The organism is Pseudomonas sp. 8_5_2, from assembly GCF_059295255.1.
In genome coordinates this window covers 1,798,471-1,818,756 of the sequence record NZ_CM181238.1, presented here as the reverse complement: position 1 = coordinate 1,818,756, position 20,286 = coordinate 1,798,471, and the positions used below count along the sequence as shown (strand labels likewise).

Annotated in this window: 17 protein-coding genes; 7 read left to right on the top strand and 10 right to left on the bottom strand. The window is 64.3% G+C overall.

Features of this window, described 5'->3' with window-relative positions:
* The first annotated feature begins 7 nt into the window (after window positions 1-7).
* Window positions 8-1,300 (top strand): pyoverdine-tailoring periplasmic protein PvdN, encoded by a 1,293-nt coding sequence (gene pvdN, locus AC5O5R_RS08295; RefSeq protein ID WP_172226179.1) that lies wholly within the window; start codon window positions 8-10, stop codon window positions 1,298-1,300.
* A gap of 352 nt (window positions 1,301-1,652) precedes the next feature.
* On the opposite strand, the gene AC5O5R_RS08290 is transcribed toward pvdN, so the two are convergent.
* On the bottom strand, window positions 1,653-1,811 hold the full coding sequence (locus AC5O5R_RS08290; protein WP_494515167.1) for a hypothetical protein: 159 nt from the start codon (window positions 1,809-1,811) through the stop codon (window positions 1,653-1,655).
* 272 nt (window positions 1,812-2,083) lie between these two features.
* Window positions 2,084-3,052, bottom strand: coding sequence for an alpha/beta hydrolase (locus tag AC5O5R_RS08285; RefSeq protein WP_172230532.1), 969 nt, complete (start codon window positions 3,050-3,052; stop codon window positions 2,084-2,086).
* Window positions 3,053-3,193: 141 nt separating this feature from the next.
* Between AC5O5R_RS08285 and AC5O5R_RS08280 the strand changes: the two genes are divergently transcribed.
* The gene (locus AC5O5R_RS08280; RefSeq protein WP_172230529.1) at window positions 3,194-4,315 is read left to right on the top strand and encodes a cupin-like domain-containing protein; all 1,122 of its coding nucleotides are present in this window, start codon (window positions 3,194-3,196) and stop codon (window positions 4,313-4,315) included.
* A gap of 336 nt (window positions 4,316-4,651) precedes the next feature.
* Here the strand turns inward: AC5O5R_RS08280 and AC5O5R_RS08275 are convergent, their stop codons facing one another.
* The 3 genes from AC5O5R_RS08275 to AC5O5R_RS08265 all read right to left on the bottom strand — a co-directional run bounded on the left by AC5O5R_RS08275 (window position 4,652) and on the right by AC5O5R_RS08265 (window position 8,171).
* Window positions 4,652-6,043: an aspartate aminotransferase family protein gene (locus AC5O5R_RS08275; RefSeq protein ID WP_172230526.1), complete on the bottom strand. Its 1,392-nt coding sequence runs from the start codon at window positions 6,041-6,043 to the stop codon at window positions 4,652-4,654.
* Window positions 6,044-6,168: 125 nt separating this feature from the next.
* Complete coding sequence (locus AC5O5R_RS08270; protein WP_172230523.1) at window positions 6,169-7,491, bottom strand: ATP-binding protein; 1,323 nt, start codon at window positions 7,489-7,491, stop codon at window positions 6,169-6,171.
* Complete coding sequence (locus AC5O5R_RS08265) at window positions 7,488-8,171, bottom strand: response regulator (RefSeq protein ID WP_172287027.1); 684 nt, start codon at window positions 8,169-8,171, stop codon at window positions 7,488-7,490. Before AC5O5R_RS08265 ends, AC5O5R_RS08270 begins: the two co-directional genes overlap by 4 nt.
* 234 nt (window positions 8,172-8,405) lie before the next feature.
* On the opposite strand from AC5O5R_RS08265, the gene AC5O5R_RS08260 reads away from it, so the two are divergent.
* The gene (locus AC5O5R_RS08260; RefSeq protein WP_172232892.1) at window positions 8,406-9,749 is read left to right on the top strand and encodes a DUF6861 domain-containing protein; all 1,344 of its coding nucleotides are present in this window, start codon (window positions 8,406-8,408) and stop codon (window positions 9,747-9,749) included.
* Between the two features lie 18 nt (window positions 9,750-9,767).
* Window positions 9,768-10,385: a GAD-like domain-containing protein gene (locus tag AC5O5R_RS08255; protein WP_172232895.1), complete on the top strand. Its 618-nt coding sequence runs from the start codon at window positions 9,768-9,770 to the stop codon at window positions 10,383-10,385.
* Between the two features lie 218 nt (window positions 10,386-10,603).
* On the opposite strand, the gene AC5O5R_RS08250 is transcribed toward AC5O5R_RS08255, so the two are convergent.
* Genes AC5O5R_RS08250 through AC5O5R_RS08230 form a run of 5 tightly spaced genes read right to left on the bottom strand, consistent with a single transcriptional unit; the run spans window position 10,604 to window position 16,715 of the window.
* Window positions 10,604-11,170 carry a nucleotidyltransferase family protein gene (locus AC5O5R_RS08250; RefSeq protein ID WP_172224130.1) on the bottom strand — a complete coding sequence of 189 codons (567 nt, stop codon included), beginning with the start codon at window positions 11,168-11,170 and terminating at the stop codon, window positions 10,604-10,606.
* Window positions 11,167-12,138 (bottom strand): XdhC family protein, encoded by a 972-nt coding sequence (locus tag AC5O5R_RS08245; RefSeq protein ID WP_172224127.1) that lies wholly within the window; start codon window positions 12,136-12,138, stop codon window positions 11,167-11,169. Before AC5O5R_RS08245 ends, AC5O5R_RS08250 begins: the two co-directional genes overlap by 4 nt.
* A gap of 2 nt (window positions 12,139-12,140) precedes the next feature.
* Window positions 12,141-13,352, bottom strand: a complete 1,212-nt coding sequence (locus AC5O5R_RS08240) for a cytochrome c (protein ID WP_172224124.1) — start codon at window positions 13,350-13,352, stop codon at window positions 12,141-12,143.
* 2 nt (window positions 13,353-13,354) lie between these two features.
* Window positions 13,355-13,891 (bottom strand): (2Fe-2S)-binding protein, encoded by a 537-nt coding sequence (locus AC5O5R_RS08235; RefSeq protein WP_172224121.1) that lies wholly within the window; start codon window positions 13,889-13,891, stop codon window positions 13,355-13,357.
* Window positions 13,884-16,715, bottom strand: coding sequence for a xanthine dehydrogenase family protein molybdopterin-binding subunit (locus tag AC5O5R_RS08230; protein ID WP_172224118.1), 2,832 nt, complete (start codon window positions 16,713-16,715; stop codon window positions 13,884-13,886). The genes AC5O5R_RS08235 and AC5O5R_RS08230 overlap by 8 nt, the downstream gene beginning before the upstream one ends.
* A gap of 233 nt (window positions 16,716-16,948) precedes the next feature.
* Here AC5O5R_RS08230 and dsbD point away from each other — a divergent pair, with 233 nt between their 5' ends.
* From dsbD to dsbG, 3 genes are read left to right on the top strand one after another with little or no spacing between them, the layout of a single operon-like run.
* Window positions 16,949-18,661: a protein-disulfide reductase DsbD gene (gene dsbD / locus AC5O5R_RS08225; RefSeq protein WP_172224115.1), complete on the top strand. Its 1,713-nt coding sequence runs from the start codon at window positions 16,949-16,951 to the stop codon at window positions 18,659-18,661.
* Window positions 18,661-19,497, top strand: a complete 837-nt coding sequence (locus AC5O5R_RS08220; protein WP_172224112.1) for a TlpA disulfide reductase family protein — start codon at window positions 18,661-18,663, stop codon at window positions 19,495-19,497. The genes dsbD and AC5O5R_RS08220 overlap by 1 nt, the downstream gene beginning before the upstream one ends.
* Window position 19,498: 1 nt before the next feature.
* Window positions 19,499-20,257 (top strand): thiol:disulfide interchange protein DsbG, encoded by a 759-nt coding sequence (gene dsbG, locus AC5O5R_RS08215; protein ID WP_172224109.1) that lies wholly within the window; start codon window positions 19,499-19,501, stop codon window positions 20,255-20,257.
* Window positions 20,258-20,286: the final 29 nt, after the last annotated feature.

Genomic DNA, 20,286 nt, shown 5'->3' with positions numbered 1-20,286 from the left:
CACAGCCATGAATGATCGCCGCACCTTTCTCAAGCAGGCTGGCCTGCTGGCTGCCGCCCTGCCCTTGAGCGGCCCGGGCGGATTGCTGCCTGCAGCCCACGCAGCGCCTGCGAAACCGCTCACGGGCGATAACTGGGCCGGCTTTCGCGAGCTGTTCGAGCTGGACCCGGGCTATGCGCACTTCGCCAACTTCCTGATCACCTCACACCCCAGGCCGGTACGCGAAGCCATCGAGTCCCTGCGTGCCCGCTTCGACCGTCACCCGGCACAGATGGTCGACTGGGACAGCCAGTCCGAGTGGAAGCACGAAGCCGCCGTGCGCGAGTCGGCCGCCCGCTACCTCGAAGTGACACCCCGGCAGATCGCCCTGACCGGCAGCACCACCGAAGGCCTCGGGCTGATCTATGGCGGGCTGAAGATTGCTCCAGGGCAGGAAATTCTTACCACCGTGCACGAACACTCGGCAGCCCGCCATACCATGGGTTTTCGCACTACCCGCGACGGCACGCCAGTGCACCGGTTGCGCTTGTTCGAAGAACCGGCCAAGGTCAGTACCGACCAGGTGCTGGCAACGATTGCGGCTGCCATCGGGCCGAAAACCAGGGTACTGGGGATGACCTGGGTCCACTCGGGCAGCGGTGTGAAGCTGCCAGTGGGCGAAATAGGCAAGCTGGTGCGCGAGGTCAATCGCCAGCGTGACGAACAGGACCAGATTATCTACGTGATTGACGGGGTGCACGGCTTTGGCGTTGAAGACGTGCGCTTCGCCGACTTCAATTGCGATTACTTCATCGCCGGCACGCACAAATGGATGTTCGGCCCGCGAGGCACCGGGATCATCTGTGCAGCCTCCAGCGAAATGAAGCTACTGACGCCGACCATTGCCTCGTTTTCGGAGAATGAGGATTTCGCCACGATCATGACGCCAGGCGGTTATCACGCGTTCGAGCACCGCTGGGCGCTGGGCAAGGCGTTCGATTTGCACCTGCAGCTCGGCAAGGCGGCAGTGCAGGCGCGTATCCATGGGCTGAACGACGCCCTCAGGCAGCGGCTTGAGGCACTGCCCGGGATCGAACTGGTCACCCCGCGCAGTGCCCGCTATTCGGCGGGTTTTACCTTCTTCCGGGTCAAGGGGGAGGATGCCGATGAGGTGGCCAAGTACCTCAACAGCCAGCGCATCGTTGTGGATGCAGTGTCGCGGGATGCCGGGCCGGTGGTGCGTACGGCGCCTGGCCTGCTGAATACCGAGGCTGAGATCGAGCGGTTGGTGGATGTATTGGCGCGACGTGTTCGCGGGTGACGCCCTGGGCGGGCGCGTTGCGGCTTCAAGCTTCAAGCTTCAAACTTCAAGCCATGGGCATCAACACCAAGTTGACATTCATTAGCGAGGATGGCGCTAAGTCACCTTTCCGCCCTTACGGCGGGTCACTTTTGTCTTGGCAAAAGTAACCAAAACCGCCCGCTCCCATCATCCGGCCCCTACGCTGCGCTTCGGGGTCCCCTCACTCCGGCCTTGCTCCCGGGAGGACCGCGCTGCAGGCCCCATCCTGGGGCCCAGCGCTTGACGGGCATCCATGCCCGTCACCTCCCTCCGCAAGCCCTACGCTCGGCCTCCTGAAGTCGCAATCCGTGGCGCCTGGACTATCGCGCGCTTAGAAGCAAAAGCAGGAGCAGGAGCTGTTGCTGTTGCTGTTGCTGTTGCTGTTGCTGTTGCTGTTGCTGTTGCTGTAGATCTTGATCTTGATCTTGATCTTGATCTTCGCGACTTCAGGAGGCCGAACGCAGGCCTTGCGGAGGGAGGTGACGGGCATGGATGCCCGTCAAGCGCTGGGCCCCAGGATGGGGCCTGCAGCGCGGTCCTCCCGGGAGCAAGGCCGGAGTGAGGGGACCCCGAAGCGCAGCGTAGGGGCCGGATGATGGGAGCGAGCGGTTTTTGGTTACTTTTTTCCAAGAAAAAAAGTGACTCGCCGTAAGGGCGAAAAGGTGAGTAAGCGTCGCCATCGCAAATGGACTGTTCGCTGCATCAAAACCGGCACATATCTGCAAGCTGCAAGCTGGAAGCTGGAAGCTGGAAGCTGGAAAGTCATGACTGACCGTCGACCACCTTCAACCACTCCCCAACATCCCGATAAAGCCCCTCCACCTGCCCGACAATCCCCGACATGCGCAGGAAGTCATGGGTCAACCCCTCCACCCGGGCAAAGCTCACCGCCGTTCCGCCCGCCAGCAACCAGTCCCGATACGCAATGCCTTCATCATGCAGCGGGTCATACTCGGCCACGAACAGGTACGCTGGCGCCAAGGGTGTCCGCAGCGTCGACAGCAACGGCGACACCCGCCAGTCCAGGCGCTGCGCAGGCAGCGGCGCATAGTGCTGGTAGAACCACTCCAGGGTAGGCGTCTCCAGCAGGTAGCCCTCGGCGTGCTCGCGATGAGAATCACGCTGGCAGGAAATATCGGTCACCGGGTAGAACAGCAACTGCGCCAGCGGTTTGAATGCCAGCGCTTCGGGCTGTTCGACCGCAGTAATGGCCATTACCGCCGCCAGGCTCGCCCCCACACTGTCCCCTGCCAGCACCACCCGGCGGCTGTCCAGGCCCAGCGCCGTTGCCTGTTCGGCCAGCCAGTTAGCGACATCCAGCACATCGTGCAGGGCCACCGGGAACTGCTGCTCAGGCGCCAGCCGATAGTCCGGCGCCAGCACCGCAAACTCGCCAAGCGCCGCCAGACGGCGGCACACCGAGTCATGCGAGTCGAGGCTGCCAACCACATAGCCACCGCCATGCAGGTAGAAGATCACCGGTTGCAAGGCATCCCCGCCATCGCCCTGGCGATACAGACGCGCTGCCAGGCTGGCCCCGTCGCGGGCGGTGAGCTGCAGTTCGCTGACCGTGAGATTGCCGGGCGGGCTCGGGTCGAGTACCTGCGAGCTGCCGGCGAACTCGGCCCGGGCCTGGGCAACGTCCATCGCATGCATGGGCAGGCTCCTGCCCGTCAGCCGGCCAAATTCGACCAGTTCCAGAAATGCCGCCAGATCAGGATGCAATGCCATGTGGGTTCCTTGGGTGAAGAATGTGACGCGAACATTCCTACGGGACGTAGCAGCAGCCTGAAAAATTACCCACCACACGCCTAAATCGCTGGTGCAGGTACTCGTTATTCCTGCACAACGAAAGACCGCCAGAGGCTTACCGTGGACCTTCAGAGCATCCTCAGCAAACTGTTCGCCAACGCCCATGCCGTCGGCATCGAAGGCGTTTTCCAGTTCGTCTTCGGCGACGACCGGGCCTTCTGGTCGGAGGTGCGCGACAGCAGCCGCACCGGTGCCGGCCGGCACAGCGCTCCGGATGTCACCATCGAAGTGGCCGAGCGCGACTTCCTCGGCATCATGGGCGGCACGGCCAACGTCGAGGAACTGTTCGCCAGCGCCCGGCTGAAGATCACCGGCAACATGGGCCTGGCCACTTTGCTGCCGCAGATTATCAGCAACGCCCGTCGCGGCACGCCAACTGCCAAGGCATCGATGAACCAGCGTTACCCGACACCGGCGCGCCTGAGCGAACGGGTGTCGGCCGCGCAACCGCTGCAGCGCGAGGTGGCACGCATCGCCTACACCGACATGCCCCTGGCGCGCTTCCAGCGCGAGCACCTGGAGCACGGCAAACCAGTAGTCATCTGCGATGCGCTGCAGGACTGGCCGCTGTTCACCATGGGTCGGCAAGCCTCGCTGGAGCACTTCGCCGAATTGCAGGGCATCACCCGGCACGGCGATTACGTGAAGAAAACCTTCTCCACCGACCGCGACTTCCGCTCCACCTCCATGGCCGACTTCATCGCGTCGCTGGACACCCCGGCCAAACCGGGTGAAACCCCTGCCTACATGGGCAACAACATCGTGCCAGAGAAGCTGTTGACGCTGATCCGTCACCCGCAGTACTTCAGCCGCGACAAATTCATCGCGCCGCGCATCTGGATCGGCCCCAAGGGCACCCTCACACCCCTGCACCGCGACGATGCCGACAACCTGTTCGCCCAGGTCTGGGGGCAGAAGTCGTTCATCCTCGCCGCGCCACATCACCGTCCGGCCTTGGGCACCTGGTCGACCAGCCCCAAAGGCGGCCTCGACGGCTGTGATTTCAACCCCGACGCGCCGGATTACCAGCGCTTCCCGGCAGCGCGTGACGTGCCCTTTCTACGCGTGGTGCTGCAGGCCGGTGACCTGCTGTTCCTGCCTGAGGGCTGGTTCCACCAGGTGGAGTCGGTATCCACTTCCCTGTCGGTGAACTTCTGGGTGAACTCCGGGCGCGGGTGGTAACCGCCAGGGTGGAGTTAATTTGCGCCGCTGGCGGCTCGCTCCTGAAGAACACCGCTTGCAAAAGCCCCCCGCATGTCCAGCTCCGCCAGCATCACCCAAGCGTTGCAGCAAGGCCTGCGCAGCCTGATCAAGGGCTGCGCGCCGGGGGACATTCGATTGATTTGAAATCGCCGGGCGCGCTGTGCACGCCTTTCGCCGGCAAGCCAGCTCCCACAGGGGTCGCCTCAGGGCTGACAGGTGCACGCCACAACATTTTCAGCGCCTGTCGGCCCTGATGAGGTCCCTGTGGGAGCTGGCTTGCCGGCGAAAGGGCCGCAGCGCGGCCCCGACAATCGATCAGACGGCCGCGATAAACGCCTCGGCAAACCGCTGCGCCACTTCATCGATCTGTTCACCACTGATGATCAACGGCGGCAGAAAGCGCATCACCGCGCCATGGCGCCCACCCAGTTCCAGAATCAACCCACGCTTGAGGCACTCACGCTGCACTTTCGCGGCCAGGTCACGATTGGCCGTCGGGTAACCCAGGGCGTCACGCGGCGCTTGTGGATCGATCAGTTCCACTCCAAGCATCAACCCACGCCCGCGAATATCACCCAGTTGCGGATAATCCTTCTGTAGCGGCTGCAAATGCTTGCGCAGCCGCAGCCCCATGGCCTCCGCATGGTCGGCCAGGCGATGCTCGACCAGGTAATCGATCACCGCCGACCCCGCCGCCATGGCCATCTGGTTGCCACGGAAGGTGCCGGCATGTGCGCCTGGCTTCCAGGTGTCCAGCCACTTGCGGTACACCACTACCGCCAGCGGCAGGCTGCCGCCAATGGCCTTGGACAGGGTCACCACGTCCGGCACGATGCCGGCGTGCTCGAAGGCGAACATGCGCCCGGTACGGGCAAAGCCGCTCTGGATCTCATCGACGATCAACGCCACGCCAGCCTGCTCGGTGATACGGCGCACGCCCTTCAGCCATTCGATAGCGGCCGGAACCACGCCGCCCTCGCCCTGCACCACCTCAAGGATCACCGCAGCCGGTAGCGGTACACCGCTTTCCGGATCGAGCAGCAGGTTTTCCAGGTAATGCAGGCTGGCCCTGACCCCGGCTTCGCCGCCCAGGCCGAACGGGCAACGGTAATCGTAAGGGTACGGCATGAACTGTACACCGTTGCCAAGCAAGGCCCCCAGCGGCTGTTTCGGCCCATGGCTGCCCATCAGGCTCAAGGCGCCCTGGCTCATGCCATGGTAGGCGCCGTGGAAGGCCAGCACCGTGCTGCGGCCGGTGGCGATGCGAACCAGCTTGAGCGCCGCCTCCACCGCGTCGGTGCCGGACGGGCCGCAGAACTGTACCTTGGCCTCGCGGCGCAGGGCTTCTGGCAGGATGCCGAACAAGTCCTGTACGAAGCGGTCCTTGACCGGCGTGGTCAGGTCCAGGGTATGCAGAGGCAGCTCGTCGGCCAGTACCCGCTGGATTGCCTCGACCACCACCGGGTGGTTGTGGCCCAGCGCCAGGGTGCCAGCGCCGGCCAGGCAGTCGATGAACTGGCGGCCTTCGACATCCTCTACATAGATGCCACGGGCGCGCTTGAGCGCCAGCGGGATGCGTCGTGGATAGCTGCGGGCGTTGGACTCCTGCTGCTGCTGGCGTTGCAGCAACGGCGAATCGTTGAACTCGTACAAAGGCTGCGGCGCGCTGGCCGGCGGGACCTGGGCAAGGCTGGAAGCGGTGGACATGGGTGAATCCTCGCAAGCAAGCGAATGAGCGGTTATCGCTTGGGAAACGCTTGAGTGCGGGGAGGATTTAGCCGTTGTTACCGGATTTTGCTTTACCTGCACCGGCCCTTTCGCGGCGGTCGAAATCAATGCCCCGGGCGCGCCGGCACTTGCAACAGCACCCGCAACCCGTCGCTACGGCTGTCGAACCTGAGGTGCCCGGCACAGCGCTGCACGATCGCCTGCACAATCGCCAGGCCCAAGCCGCAGCCACCACTCTGCCCATTACGCCAGAAGCGCTCGGTCAGGTGCTCCAGGTCCGCCTCGGCAATCCCCGGCCCATGGTCACGCACCATGAAACCCACCTGCCCGTCGGCCATCTGCACGTCCAGCTCCACCGCCGCATCACCGCCATGGCGCAGGGCGTTGTCCAGCAGGTTGCGCAGCGCCGCCACTGCCAGCGGTGCGGGCATGCCCAGGTAGATCTGCGTGGCCTCCTCCGGCAGGCGCAACACGATGCGCCGGTTGTCACCGCCCCCGGCATCCTGCACGGCCTGGCGGGCCACCTGCTCGGCGCTGCACTGCACGCCATCCTCGAACGACAGGCTGCCTTCCACCCGCGCCAGCATCAGCAACTGCTCCAGCGTGCGGTGCATGCGGTCGGTGCCCTGCTCGGCATGCTCCAGCGCCTGCTCGCGCACGGCACCGTCGGTCATGCGCGCCACCTGCAGGTGGGTCTTGATCGCGGTCAGCGGGCTGCGCAATTCATGCGCGGCGTCGTCGGTGAGGCGCCGCTCGCGCTCGATGGTCTGGGCAATGCGCAGGAACAGCTGGTTCTGGGTTTCCAGCAACGGCTGCAGCTCGCTGGGCATGCCGGCCACCTGCAGCGGCTCGACACTGTCTGCGCGCCGTCGGCGCAGTGCATCACGCATGCGGTTGAGCGGCTCGAGGCCCTTGCCCAGGCCGATCCACAGCAACCCCAGGCTGCCAAGCAGCGCCATCAACACCGGGGCCGACGCCGCCAGCAGAATCGACTGGTTCAGCGCCTCGCGCTCCATGTGCCGGTCGGCGGTGGTGATGCGTACATCACCGTGGTTGTAGGTGAAGGTGCGCCAGCGTGCGTCGTCGATGGTCTGGTCACGGAAACCACTGCGCTCGTCGTCCATGGCGCCATCGTGCTTGTGGTTGCTGGCCAGAATCTCGCCACGCAGCGAGCTGACCTGGCAGGCCATGCCGTCTGGCACGCTGAACTGGTCAGCGGAAAAATGCGCCTCGCCGCCCTTGGCGGTGAGCGGTTGCGGCAGCTGGTCGATCAGCCCGGCGACCATCCGTGCCGACGCCACCAGGCGCTGGTCGAGGGAAAACATCATCTGCTGGCGCAGGTCACGCAGCATCCAGGCGGCAGCCAGCGCCCAGATGATCACGAAGGCACTGCCCAGGATCAGGCTCAGACGTACCCGCAGGCTCATGATGCTGCCTCTTCCGGCGCCTGCGCCGGGCCCAGCCGGTAGCCCAGGCCGCGCACGGTTTCGACGATGCCGTTACCCAGCTTGCGCCGCAGGTGGTGGATATGCACGTTCAGGGCATTGCTCTCGACCTCGTCACTGAAGCCGTACACGCAGTCTTTCAGTTGCTCGCTGGACAGCACTCGCCCGGGGTTCTGCAACAGGGCCTGAAGCAGCGCCTGCTCACGGCGGGACAGGTCGACCGGGTGGCCGGCCAGGGTGGCCACGCAACTGCTCGGGTCATAGTGCAGCGGGCCGTGCTCGATCCCATTCACCGCCCGCCCGGCCACCCGCCGCAGCAGGGTATGCAGGCGTGCGGCCAGTTCGCGCAGGTCGAAGGGCTTGAGCAGGTAGTCGTCGGCGCCGGCCTGCAGGCCATCGACGCGGTCGGTGACTGCATCGCGGGCAGTGAGCACCAGCACGGGCAGTGTCTCGCCCTGCTGACGCAGGCGGCGCAGCAGCTTGAGGCCGTCTTCGTCGGGCAGGCCGAGGTCGAGGATCATCACGTCGAACTGCGCGGCCTGCAACATCGCCCGCGCATCCTTGGCGTTGCCCACCCGGTCCACGGTCAGGCCCTGGGCGGTGAGGCCGGCACAGATGCCGGCGGCGATCAGGTCGTCGTCCTCGCAGAGCAGAACATGCATGGTGGAGGCTCCCGGAGTGGTGTGGCGGGTATTGCACCTTGGGCGGATTAAGGGGGGATTATGGACCTTTGTGGCCTGGGTGGGGTACTCGCTCAGGCTGCGCTAACGGCCTTGCCAATCGCCAATTTTCACACATCGGAAACGAAGTCGCCTTTTTCCTACGACTGACTCAGCAATTTCCGAACCCGATCCATGATGGGATTTCCCCCTGCCCACGCTGTCAGGGAGACACCCATGTACCTTGGTTACCCCGTACCCTCGTGGTCCGAGATCGAATCACGCATTGCCGATGAAACGGGCTATCAGGGACACGCCCATTATCGTACCCAGCTCAACGAACCGGCAGCTTCACTGGCCCTCAACCTACGTCGGGTCAGGGCTGTCCAGTCAGCCTTCAACCAGGCCGAATGGCAGGCCAGCAACATCCTGCGTCGGCGCTTTGCCGAGCTGGAAATCGCCAGCATCCTCAACGAACTGCTCCAGGCAGTGAGAGAGATGGCGATGATCGTCGTCGGCAGCACCCTCAGCGGCGCTGCCATTGGCGCCGGCATCGGGGTATTTGGCGCGGGGGCCGGGGCCATTCCCCTGGCCGGCACAGGCGCGATGATCGGGCTCAAGGTCAGTGGCTGGATACTGGGTGTACTAGGGCTTTCCTCGATTGCCGAATTCTTTATCGAAGGCCTGCCCCGCACCGGCAAGTACTACCTCGATGGCATCCGCATTGCCTGGGAGGGCACGCGGGACGAAAGCCAGAACCCGTTCGGGAGGGACGACCCGCACGCAGTTTCCAGGGCTGCTCACCACATCGCCCTGGGCCATGTGGACGTGGTGGTGTTGCTGCTGGGGGCAATGGTGTCGTATCTCACCCGCGGGCGCGGCGATGCCCGGGTGCTGGCACAGGAGACGGCAGCCAGCCGCAAAGGCGCAAGGCTGGGGCAATGGATGCTCAAGCATGAAGAGGGGTTGAAGCAACGGCCGGATCTGCAGGTGCCGGAGCGGCGCAAAGGAGCAGTGATTGAATCACAATCCATACCCCCGCAGCGGCCGACGGGCAAGGACAAGGAGCCGTCGCCAGGGAAGCCCGGTAGCATGCCGCTGCATACGGTGTCGTGCTTCAAGGCGGACAAATTGCCAGCATCGAAGCATGGAGAGTTTGAGCGGCAGTTGAAAGGGCAACAGGATGGATTGAACCGCCTGACGGTTGAAGAGTTCCTGGAAAATGTTAACAACCCCATCAAATGTGACCCCAAGTTTGCCAAAAAGGCACGTAGGGATCTATACACAAATTTAAGAGACAGGATTCACCAGGACTTATCCAGAACGATGGGGCCGCGTGAAGCAAGAAAGCTTTCGGAAACGCAAGCCAAGGAGACGATGTCAACGCTCGCAGCGTTGCACAACCCTGATCTTAGTGCGGGTGGACGAGACACTATCGCTGACTTCGGCGATAAAAAGGTTAATTCGAGCATCGGCCCTCAGTGGAAAAGCCGGATCGGAGGGCTCCGCCAAGTCGCCGAAGAAATGGCTGGGTCGGGTGGCGGGAGCGGCCATTTAAACGTGAAATTACACAAGTGCTGACAGACGGGAGATCATCATATGGATGAAGCATTCTCTGTTTTCATCGAAGAAGCTGGAGCACCCATGCACAGACAGGAGGTTCCCCCATCAACTATCGAAAACTATTTGGGGAAGCTACCGGACAAACTTCTGGAATATTGGATTGAGCATGGGTGGTGTGGGTACGGGGAAGGAATATTTTGGACCGTGAACCCAAAAGAGTATGAGGGGGTGGTCGCATCTGTGCTTGAGAGTGCAAATCTAGCAACCTTCGACAGATTTCATCTCATCGCCCGAGGCGCCTTTGGCGACCTTTACCTGTTTGGTGAAAGCACAGGATTTTCATTGAAAGTCGCGCCACACATAGGCCGTTATATTGCTAGTAAGCGTGAGATAACAACGGCCGACATGGACAGAGAGGTGCAAAATTTCTTTGCCAGTCGAGATCTGGATTCGAATGACTTCGGTGACATGTTTGTGCCTGCTAAAAATAGCCTCGGCATACTTGAACCCGAAGAAATGTACGGTTTCGTTCCGGCCTTGGCGTTCGGCGGACCAAGTGAGCTTGCCAATATCGAAAAAGTCAAGGCAGTGGAACACTTGATACTGCTTTCTCAGATTGCCACCCTCGAACCCTACAGTTTCTCCGACTTCTGAGCACACAAAAAGGACCTGACAAATGGACGTGATCTCACCGTTTTCCTGGAAACCTTCGGAACACCGTCGGCCACCAACCTGTAGCGCCCTGCGCCCTCGATCATTACCAAGGCAAACTCCCCGATCGTCTTCCTGAATACTGGTCCACGGCTGTGGCCTGTTCTGGCTGGTAAATCCCCAGGACTACGAAGACATGGTAGCGGCGCTGACAAGCGCGTTCACCGGTGCACGGCGTCCGGGCTGTCGACATCCAGCAGCACACCGGCATCCTGCACCTCCAACCTGACACAACTCGCCGGGTTGGCCTTGACCACCGAACGCGCACCTTCATCACCCGTCAGCCGCGCCAGCGCCGGCCAGAAAGCGCGCCCGAACAGCACGGGGTGCCCTTGTTGCCCGTCATGGCAAGGCAAGACGATGGTCGATGCGCTCGCATTGAAACCCAGCCCCGCGAGGGTCGCGGTCTCCACCCAAGGCATGTCCCCCAACAGTATGGCCACCGCCTGCGCCTCGCTGTCGACCAGTGATGCGGCGCCGGCTGCCAGGCTATGGCCCATGCCCGATGCGCAATTCGGGCTGGAGATCACCCGACATCCCGGTGGCAACCCCAGGTCCATGCCCCGCTCCCGGTCGCGCAGCACTACCCGCACATCATCGAACACTGCACAGGCCCGCTCGACGCTATGCACCAGCAAGCTGCGACCATCCATCAACAGCGCCCGGCGCTTGTCAGTGCCGAAACGCACGCTGTTCCCGGCAGCAAGTACCAATGCAACCACGTTCACAGCGCCACCCGCTCGATACCGTTGCGCACGCGGAGGATATCGGCCAACACCGCCAGGGCGATCTCCGCCGGGGTCTTGCTGCCCAGGTTGAGGCCGATCGGGGCGTGGATGCGACCCAGCTCGGTAGCACCCAGGCCACCAATGCGCTGCAGGCGTTCACGGCGCTTGTCGGAAGTGGCCCGGGAGCCCATCACGCCGATGTAGAAAGCCTCGGTGCGCACGGCTTCGAGCATCGCCAGGTCATCGATCTTCGGGTCGTGGGTAAGTGCCACCACTGCGGTATCGGCATGGCAACCGCCGTTGAGGATGAACTCCGAGGGCAGCTCGCGGCGCACCTCGATGCCATCCAGTTGCACACCCTCTAGCAATTCTTCACGTGGCTCGCAAAGCACCACTTCGAAACCCATGCCCCTGCCAAATTCGGCGCAAAAATGTGCCACGCTGGAATACCCGGCCAGCAGTAGACGCTGCGCAGCACCGACGCGCAAGCGTACACGGGCGTGTTCCCGCTCCACACGTGGCCCCTGGCTGAGGTCATCGGCCAGCTGGCGCGTCCCCTGGGGCAGGCTCACCTCGCGCAGCACCCGGCGCTGGCCCAGCAGCGCGCTTTCCAGCGCACGCAGGTGGGCCTGCACCTCGCACTCGGCCGGCAGGTTTTCCACCAGCACCTCAAGCACGCCGCCACACGGCAGGCGGATGCTTGAACGCGGGTCGCTGCCATCGCCGTAACGCACGATGACAACCGGCTCGGGGTATTCACCCGCGGCCACCCGTTCAAGGAAATCGTCCTCGACGCAGCCACCGGACAGCGAACCCAGCCACTGACCACCGGCATTCACCGCCAGCAGCGAACCCGGCGCGCGCGGCGCCGAGCCGTAGGTGGCGAGCACCGTGCACAACCACACCCGCTGGCCAGCGCACGACCACTGCAAGGCCTGGCGGATCACCTGTAGATCGAGATGCTGCACGCTTACTCCGCCTTCAGCTCGGCGAGCTGCTGTAGGTTCATGTCGCCAGGCAGTCCACCCCAGGCCTGGCGCAAGTAGTTGACCATATCCGTCACCTGTTGGTCATCGAGCTTGTCGGCAAAACCCGGCATCGGCTGCATGCGTTCGAAGCCGGTGAACTGCTGCTCGCGGATACCTTCGAGGATGACCTTGACCAGGTTGCGCGAGTCATCCTGGCGCAACACGGTGTTACCGCGCATGGCCACGGCGATGTGCGGCTTGCCTTCGCCGTCTACCCCATGGCAGCCGGCGCAAACGTTCAGGTACTGCTGATGCCCGCGTTTGGCACTGTCGCTCATCTGTTCCAGGGCAACCGCCTGGATCACCTTGGCCGGCGGTGGCTGGTCGCCCAGCAGGTAGGTGGCCATGGCGGCCAGGTCAACGTCCTGCAGATGCTGGGTGCTGTGGTGTACCACCGGGAACATCTCGTTGAACATGCTGCCCTGGGCACTGATGCCGTGCTTGAGGAAGGTGGTCAGGTCTGGCTGGGTCCAGCCGCGCTCGGCCAGGTCCTGCGCCAGCAGGCTTGGGGCCAGGTAGCCGCCCAGCAGGCCGCCGCTCAGGCGCAGGTCCTGCTGCAACGCGCCGATCGGGTTGCGCGGAGTATGGCATTCGCCACAGTGGCCCATCACCTCGACCATATACTGCCCACGCTGCCAGGCCGGGCTTTTGCCTTCGGTGGGCTGCAACTGCACGCTCTTGCCGTACAGCATGTTCCAGCCACTCAAGCCCAGGCGCACATTGAACGGGAAGCGCAGCGCGGTCTGCGGCGCCGGGCGGTTGATCGGCGGCACGGTCATCAGGTAAGCGAGGATTGCGTCCGAGTCCTCGCGCCTGATCAAGTGGTACGAGGTGTACGGCATTGCCGGGTAAAGGTTGGCGCCATCCTTGCGCTTGCCCTCGGTGACGGCGGCAAAGAACTCGTCGGCGCTGTAGTTGCCGATGCCGTACTGCTTGTCCGGGGTGATGTTACTGCCATAAATAGTGCCGAATGGTGAATGAATCGGCAGGCCGCCGGCGTATGGGGCGCCGCCTTCGGCGGTATGACAGGCCATGCAGTCGGCCGCGCGGGCCAGGTATTCACCGCGCTTGACCTGTGCCTGGTCGTCGGCCAGGGCAGCTGAAGTGACGGCAAGGCCGAGGGCCAGCGCCAGTGCGCTACGAACGAAAGCCATGCTCAACCCTCCTTGACCAGGCCAAGGTCGTTGAGCACCGTGCGGGTGGCAGCGTAATAGCGCACGTAGCCGGTGCAACGGCAGATATGGTGGCCCAGGCTGGCCTCGATGCGCTCTTCCACCTCGCTCTTTTTCAGCGGCTGACGCTGCGCCGTTTCCACCAGTACGGTGGCGGCGTTGACGAAGCCCGGTGCGCAGTAGCTGCACTGGAAGGCGAACAGGTCGACGAATTTCTGCTGGATCGGATTCAACGTCAGGTTGCCGGCCTCGTCCTGGCTGGCATGGCCCTCGATGGTGCGGACTTTCTTGCCTTCGAAGTAGTGAGCACCGGTGATGCAGGTGCGCACTTCCTCGCTGGTACCGTCGGGTTTGTCGACGATCACCACGCAGGCGTGGCAGATGCCCTGGCCGCAGCCCAGGCGCGAACCGGTGAGGTTCTGGTGTTCGTGCAGGTAATCGATCATCGCCAGGTCATCAGGGACCTCGACCGGGCCGACCGGTTGACCGTTGAGGGTCAGTTGCAGTGGACGGTTAGCCATTGAGGGCCTCCTTGATACGGGCTGGGGTGATGGGTAGATCGCGCACGCGCTTGCCAATGGCATGCGCGACAGCGTTGCCGATGGCGCCGACGACCGGGATCATCACCACTTCGGCGATACCCTTCGACGGGTCGGTCGGTGACAGCGGCGGGAGGATTTCGCTGGTCTGCTTCCATACCGCCACGTCACGCGCATGCGGCAGGCGGTAGCGGTTGAAGTTCCAGTCGCCCTCCCCGGGCCCGCCCTCGTACATCGGCATTTCTTCGGTCAGTGCATGGCCAATGCCCATGGCGATACCGCCTTCGAGCTGGCCCTTGACCAGTTCCGGCACCAGCACCCGGCCGCATTCGACCCAGCTGTGGTGGTTGAGCACCTGCACCTCATTCGTACCCTTGTTGACCTTGACTTCGACGATGGTCGCCACCGGGCTGTAGTAGGTGACCATGGCATTGTTCAGTTGGGTGTCCGGGTAGTGCGCGTTCTGCCGGTCGAGCAGGTGGTAGCCGTGGCTGCTCATCTGCGCTTTCTTGGCATTCACCGCGCCATCGCCGTATTTCACCGCCACGGCATCAAGCGGGAAGCGCTCGCGCACGCCGTCGACGACGAAGTCGGCCTGGGCCCAGCTCCAGCGGTTGAAGCCGTGCACGCTAACCCCGGTAACCAGGCCCATGTCGTGGGCCTTCTGGGCCAGCTGGGCGAACGGGATCGGCGCCAGACCGTTGCCGGTCAGCTCACCGTTGACCCACACCGCATTCTCGCGGCGCACCACCAGCGGGTTGGCCTGGCCGCCGTATGGCCCCTGGCTCCAGATGGCCATGGCCGCCGGCCACAGGCCGTGGTTGAACAGTACGCGCGCCGCCTCGCGGGTGGCATGGCTGAAGTAGAACGCCGAGTTGGTCGCCGATGATGGCGAAGCCAGTTTGCCGACCCAGCGCGGGTTGCGCAGCGCAGCGTCCTGCTCGGGCTGGCTGATCAGGTACGGGTTGCCGCTGGTGGTCAGCTGCAACTCCGGCCATTCGGTGACTGCAGTCCTGACCTCGTCCGCCGAGCGACCAAGGAAATCGCTGACCACCAGGGCCTGGGAAGTGGACATGCCAGTGCCCAGCTCAGTGCCGATATGGCGCAGGCTGATGCGCCCGTCGCGGCTGAACTCGATGCTGGCCATCGGCGCTTCGGAACCGGTGCCGAAGTCCTTCTGGCAGATGGCAAAGCCTACGCCGTACCAGTGGTCCTGGTCCTGGGCATCCATCTGCTGCTTGCGTGCGTCACGGTTGCGCCACCAGTCGTGCACGGCGGCCTTGTCGAGGATCTCGTACAGACGCAGGGCACCGGCCGGCACCGCGCCTTGGGTGTTCTTCATGCCCGACTTGAGTGCGTTGGCGCGGCGCAGGTCGATGGCATCGACACCCAGGCGACCGGCGATCTCGTCGACCATCATCTCGGTCGCAGCCATGGTCTGCAGGGTGCCGTAGCCGCGCATTGAGCCGGCCTCGACCCCACGCGAATGGTAGGCGGTGACCGACAGGTCGTTCTGCGGCATGTAGTAGATCGACTGCGCCGCCGTGGCCCCCACCGCCGCCACCGACGGGCTGTAGTTGATACGCCCGCCGCCGTCGCAACTCAGGTCGGCACGGAAGATCTTGAAGCTGTTGTCACGCTTGTCCACGGCCAACTGGTAGCGGATATCGAAGGCATGGCGCTTGATGCCGCTCTGGAACTGCTCGTAGCGGTCGTTGGCCAGGCGGATCGGTACACCCGCGCCGTACAACGCGGCCACGGCGGCGTAGAAGACGAAGATGTTGTTGTCCTTCGAGCCATAGCCCACGGTGTAGCCCGGGTGCATGTTCAACGTGTTCAGGGCAAAGCGCGACGGCTTGATCATGTGCACGCATTCCTGCGCCACTTCGAACGGGCACTGTGTCGCGACCACGAAGTGCAGGGTGCCGGTGGCCGGGTCATACCAGCCGTTGCCGTTGTCCGGCTCGAGGGCTGCAGGTTCGATGGAGGGTGTCTTGTAGCGTTCGTCGAACACCAGCCAGTTCTCCGGCGGGTTGGCCAACTGCTCGGCGATGCGCCCGGCGTAGAACAGCCCCTGCTCGGTCAGGTCGCCATGCTGGTTGGGCTGCTTGGACCACACCGGTTTGCGGTTGAGAATGGTCGGGAACAGCATGGAGTTCTTCAGGCTGGAGAATTCATCGTCGTCGAACGGCGTAGCCCCGCCCACCCGCACGAAACGAAAGCTGCCGTAAGGGTCGCGCTGATACAACGGGGCCTGGGCACCGTAGCGGATCGCCTGGTCGTTGAACTGCAGTTTGCGCTTGGCCTGGCGGAAGCGCTCGAAGTCGTGCCAGATCAAGATGGCCACCGGGTGGCCGATGAACATCGGCACTTTGCCCGGGGGCAGCAGCGGGTCCGGCGAGTGGGCCTCGGGCCAGGCGATGCCGTCCTGCTCCAGGTCGGCGGCGGTGACGACGCGGTCCGGTTGCAGGTCGGCGCCCAACAGGGTCAGGTCGTGCCCGGCGTAGATGCGGTCGGCCTTGGTCGCCTTGAGCAACAGCGCATGGCCCTGCTGCGCGGGCCAGCCGGGCATGTCCTTGGCGCGGATGTCGCGGGCGAAGACCTTGTCGCCGCAGACCTTGGACAACGCATCGTTGCGAAAACGCGCCTTGCCGTCATGGTTCATCCACTTCAGCGGCGAGGTGGTGACGCGGTCCTCCATCAGGGCGGCGAATGCCTGGCTGCCAAGCGGCGCCATGGTCACGCCGACACCAGCGATCAGGCCGCCTTGCAGGAAGGCGCGCCGGGAAATATCACGGTTGGACATGCTTGATCCTCTGGGCAGTTGGGGGCCTGCCCTTTTTTGATTCTAGTACTAGCGGGGAAAAGCTGACTTGTGCGTCAACTTTACAGCAAATTGGTGGGGGGAAGCAAAGTCAAGCCGACAATGTGTCGCGGTATGTCTCAGATGTGTGCGGGTGCGGGGCGTGAGGCGGTTAACCTTTACTTAATCATCCCCAGCCAGCATGGCCCCATTCCCAGTTCTGCCAAGGCGAAGACATGCGCGTCCTCCTGCTCTTCCTGACATTTTTCCTGGCCGGCCCGTTGCAGGCCAACCCGTTCGAGGTCAAACCCGACTTCCTGCCGGTCAACCAGGCCTTCGTGCTGACCCACGACCGCCAGCCCGATGGCCAGATGCGCCTGTACTTCCAGATCAAGCCGGGCTACTACCTGTACCAGAAGCGCCTGAAATTCGACGGCCTGCCGGCCGAGCAGCACCCGCAATTGCCGCCGGCGCTCAACCACCATGACGAGTTCTTCGGCGACAGCGCGGTGTACCGCGACCAGCTCGAACTGCTGCTGCCCGCCAACGCCCAGGGCCAGCTGCGCCTTGGCTGGCAGGGTTGTGCCGACGCCGGCCTGTGCTACCCGCCGCAAACAACCATGATCGAGCTGGGCGGCAGCGCGGCACCCGCCGCCGAACAAGCCAGCGACCAAGCCCTGGCCAGCGGCCTGCAAAGCGGCAACCTGGCCTGGGGCGTACTGGCATTCTTCGGCCTTGGCCTGCTGCTGGCCTTTACCCCCTGCTCGCTGCCAATGCTGCCGATTCTCGCCGGGCTGGTCATGGGCAATGGCGCCAGCGCCCGGCGCGGTTGGCTGCTGGCCGGCGTCTACGTGCTGAGCATGGCCCTGGTGTATGCCGCCCTGGGCGTGGTCGCCGCGCTGCTGGGCGCCAGCCTGCAGGCCTGGCTGCAGCAACCCTGGCTGCTGGGCAGCCTGGCGGGGCTGTTCGTGCTGCTGGCCCTGCCGATGTTTGGTGCCTTCGAGCTGCAACTGCCCGCCGCCCTGCGTGACCGCCTCGACCGCGCCGGGCAAGGTACCCGCGGTGGCAACCTGTATGGCGCGGCGCTGCTGGGCGCGCTGTCCGGCCTGCTGCTCGGCCCGTGCATGACCGCGCCACTGGCCGGCGCGCTGCTGTACATCGCCCAGAGCGGCGACGTGCTGCAAGGTGCGCTGGTGCTGTTCAGCCTCGGCCTGGGCATGGGTGTGCCACTGCTGTTGCTGGTGACCTTGGGCAACCGCTACCTGCCGCGCCCGGGCGCCTGGATGAACCGGGTAAAAGGCGTGTTCGGCTTCGTGTTCCTGGCCATGGCGCTGTACACCGTGCGCAGCCTGCTGCCTGCCCCCCTGGTGCTGGGCATTGGCGGCGCCTGGCTGATTGCCCTGGCCTGGGCTGCCTGGCCAGCCCTGCAACGTTTGCCGGCGTTGCGCGCGGTGCCCCTGCTGTGTGCCCTGTGGGGCGGCCTGCTGCTGGTGGGTGCAGCAGCCGGTGGCGACGACCTGTGGCAGCCGCTGCGCCCGTTCGCCGGGGGGGGTGCACCGGCCGCCAGCCAGCACGCCGAAGACCGCTTCGTCACCGTCAGCCGCCCCGAAGACCTGCAACGTGAACTGGATGCAGCCAAGGCCCGTGGCCAGTGGGTGATGGTCGACTACTATGCCGACTGGTGCGTGTCGTGCAAGGTCATGGAAAAACAGGTATTCGCCCGCAGCGACGTGCAGGCCGGCCTGGCCGGTGTGCACCTGCTACGGCTGGACGTGACCGCTGACAGCCCGGCCAGCAAAGCCCTGCTGCAGCGCTACCAGGTACCCGGCCCGCCAAGCATCATCTGGATCGGCCCGGAAGGCGACGAACGCCGCGCGCGGCGCATCACCGGTGAAGTGGATGCGGCCACGTTCCAGCAACACTGGACCCAGACCAGGAGCCAAGGCTGATGCTCACCGTAACCCTCGGGCCACTGACCATGGCCCTGAACCACCTGCTGATGCTGACCGCCCTGGTAATCGCCAGCGTGGTCGGCTGGTGGGTGGCCCGGCGTGGCGGCCAGAGCCCGGAATCGGCGCTTTTCAACCTGTTCCTGATCGGCCTGCTGTGCGCCCGCGCCGGCTTCGTGCTGGCCTACTGGCCCATGTACCAGGGCGACCTGGTGCAGGTCATCGACATCCGTGATGGCGGTTTCCTGTTCTGGTCGGGCCTGGCCGGCATCGTACTCGCAGCCCTGTGGCAGGGCTGGCGCCAGCCGGGCCTGCGCCGGCCGCTGGGCTGGGCGTTGTTCAGCGGCGCATTGTTCTGGGGCCTGGCCAGCTTCGGCGGGCACTTGTACAGCAAAGGCACCGAGCTGCCCGAACTGACCCTGCGCAATGCCGGCAGCCAGCCGGTGGCACTGCACAGCTACCGCGGCAAGCCATTGGTGATCAACATCTGGGCCACCTGGTGCCCACCCTGCCGGCGCGAAATGCCGGTACTGCAACAGGCGCAAGGCGACTATCCGCACGTGACCTTCCTGTTCGTCAACCAGGGCGAAACCCCGGAAAACGTCAGCACCTTCCTCGCCACCACCGGCCTCAGCCTGACCCATGTGCTGTTCGATGGTACCGGCCTGCTGGCCCAGCGCGTCGGCTCCATGGCCCTGCCCACCACCCTGTTCTACGACGCCGATGGGCGGCTGGTCGGCAGCCACCTGGGCGAGCTGTCCCGGGCCAGCCTGCGCCATGCCCTGGAGCCTTTCGACCGGGCCGCCGCGCCCGCCCCTGCCGCACAAGGAAACTGACATGCGATTGACTGCACTACTGCCCCTTTCACTGGCCCTGCTGGCCGCCCCCGCCCTTCAGGCCGAAGAACTGCCCAAGGCGGTTCAGCAACTGCAAGCCAAAGGCGCCGTGATCAAGGGCAGCTTCGACGCCCCCAACGGCCTGCGCGGCTATGCCGCCGAGTATCAGAACAACGCCCTGGCCCTGTACCTGACCCCAGACGGAAAGCACGTACTGGTCGGCAGCCTGTTCGACGAACAGGGCAAGGACCTCAGCGCCGAGCCGCTGCAAAAGCTGGTGTACGCACCGATGAGCAAGGAGGTCTGGGCGAAGATGGAGAAAACCGCCTGGATCGCCGACGGCAAGGCCGATGCGCCGCGCAAGGTATACCTGTTCAGCGATCCCAACTGCCCGTACTGCAACATGTTCTGGGAGCAGGCGCGGCCGTGGGTGGAGTCGGGCAAGGTGCAGTTGCGCCATATCATGGTCGGCATCATCCGCGAGGACAGCCCTGGCAAGTCGGCGGCGCTGCTGGCAGCGAAAGACCCGGCCAAGGCGCTGCAGCAGCACGAGAAGGCAGGCAAGGCCAGTACGCTGAAGGCCCTGGACCAGGTGCCGGAGGCAGTGCAGCAGAAGCTGGCGGCAAACATGGCGCTGATGGAAGAGCTGGGGTTGCAGGCTACCCCGGCGATTTTCTATCAGGATGAGCAAGGCCAGCTGCAGAGCCAGCAGGGGGCACCGCGGCCGGAGATGCTGGGCAAGATTCTCGGCAAGCGCTAGCGCATGTCGTGAGTTTTGCAGTGGGGCAG

Coding starts and splice junctions, on each gene's coding strand:
- pvdN (WP_172226179.1), top strand. CDS start 8: ATGAATGATCGCCGCACCTTTCTCAAGCAGGCTGGCCTGCTGGCTGCC.
- AC5O5R_RS08290 (WP_494515167.1), bottom strand. CDS start 1,811: ATGCCCGTCACCTCCCTCCGCAAGGCCTGCGTTCGGCCTCCTGAAGTC.
- AC5O5R_RS08285 (WP_172230532.1), bottom strand. CDS start 3,052: ATGGCATTGCATCCTGATCTGGCGGCATTTCTGGAACTGGTCGAATTT.
- AC5O5R_RS08275 (WP_172230526.1), bottom strand. CDS start 6,043: ATGTCCACCGCTTCCAGCCTTGCCCAGGTCCCGCCGGCCAGCGCGCCG.
- AC5O5R_RS08270 (WP_172230523.1), bottom strand. CDS start 7,491: ATGAGCCTGCGGGTACGTCTGAGCCTGATCCTGGGCAGTGCCTTCGTG.
- AC5O5R_RS08265 (WP_172287027.1), bottom strand. CDS start 8,171: ATGCATGTTCTGCTCTGCGAGGACGACGACCTGATCGCCGCCGGCATC.
- AC5O5R_RS08260 (WP_172232892.1), top strand. CDS start 8,406: ATGTACCTTGGTTACCCCGTACCCTCGTGGTCCGAGATCGAATCACGC.
- AC5O5R_RS08255 (WP_172232895.1), top strand. CDS start 9,768: ATGGATGAAGCATTCTCTGTTTTCATCGAAGAAGCTGGAGCACCCATG.
- AC5O5R_RS08240 (WP_172224124.1), bottom strand. CDS start 13,352: ATGGCTTTCGTTCGTAGCGCACTGGCGCTGGCCCTCGGCCTTGCCGTC.
- AC5O5R_RS08235 (WP_172224121.1), bottom strand. CDS start 13,891: ATGGCTAACCGTCCACTGCAACTGACCCTCAACGGTCAACCGGTCGGC.
- AC5O5R_RS08230 (WP_172224118.1), bottom strand. CDS start 16,715: ATGTCCAACCGTGATATTTCCCGGCGCGCCTTCCTGCAAGGCGGCCTG.
- dsbD (WP_172224115.1), top strand. CDS start 16,949: ATGCGCGTCCTCCTGCTCTTCCTGACATTTTTCCTGGCCGGCCCGTTG.
- AC5O5R_RS08220 (WP_172224112.1), top strand. CDS start 18,661: ATGCTCACCGTAACCCTCGGGCCACTGACCATGGCCCTGAACCACCTG.
- dsbG (WP_172224109.1), top strand. CDS start 19,499: ATGCGATTGACTGCACTACTGCCCCTTTCACTGGCCCTGCTGGCCGCC.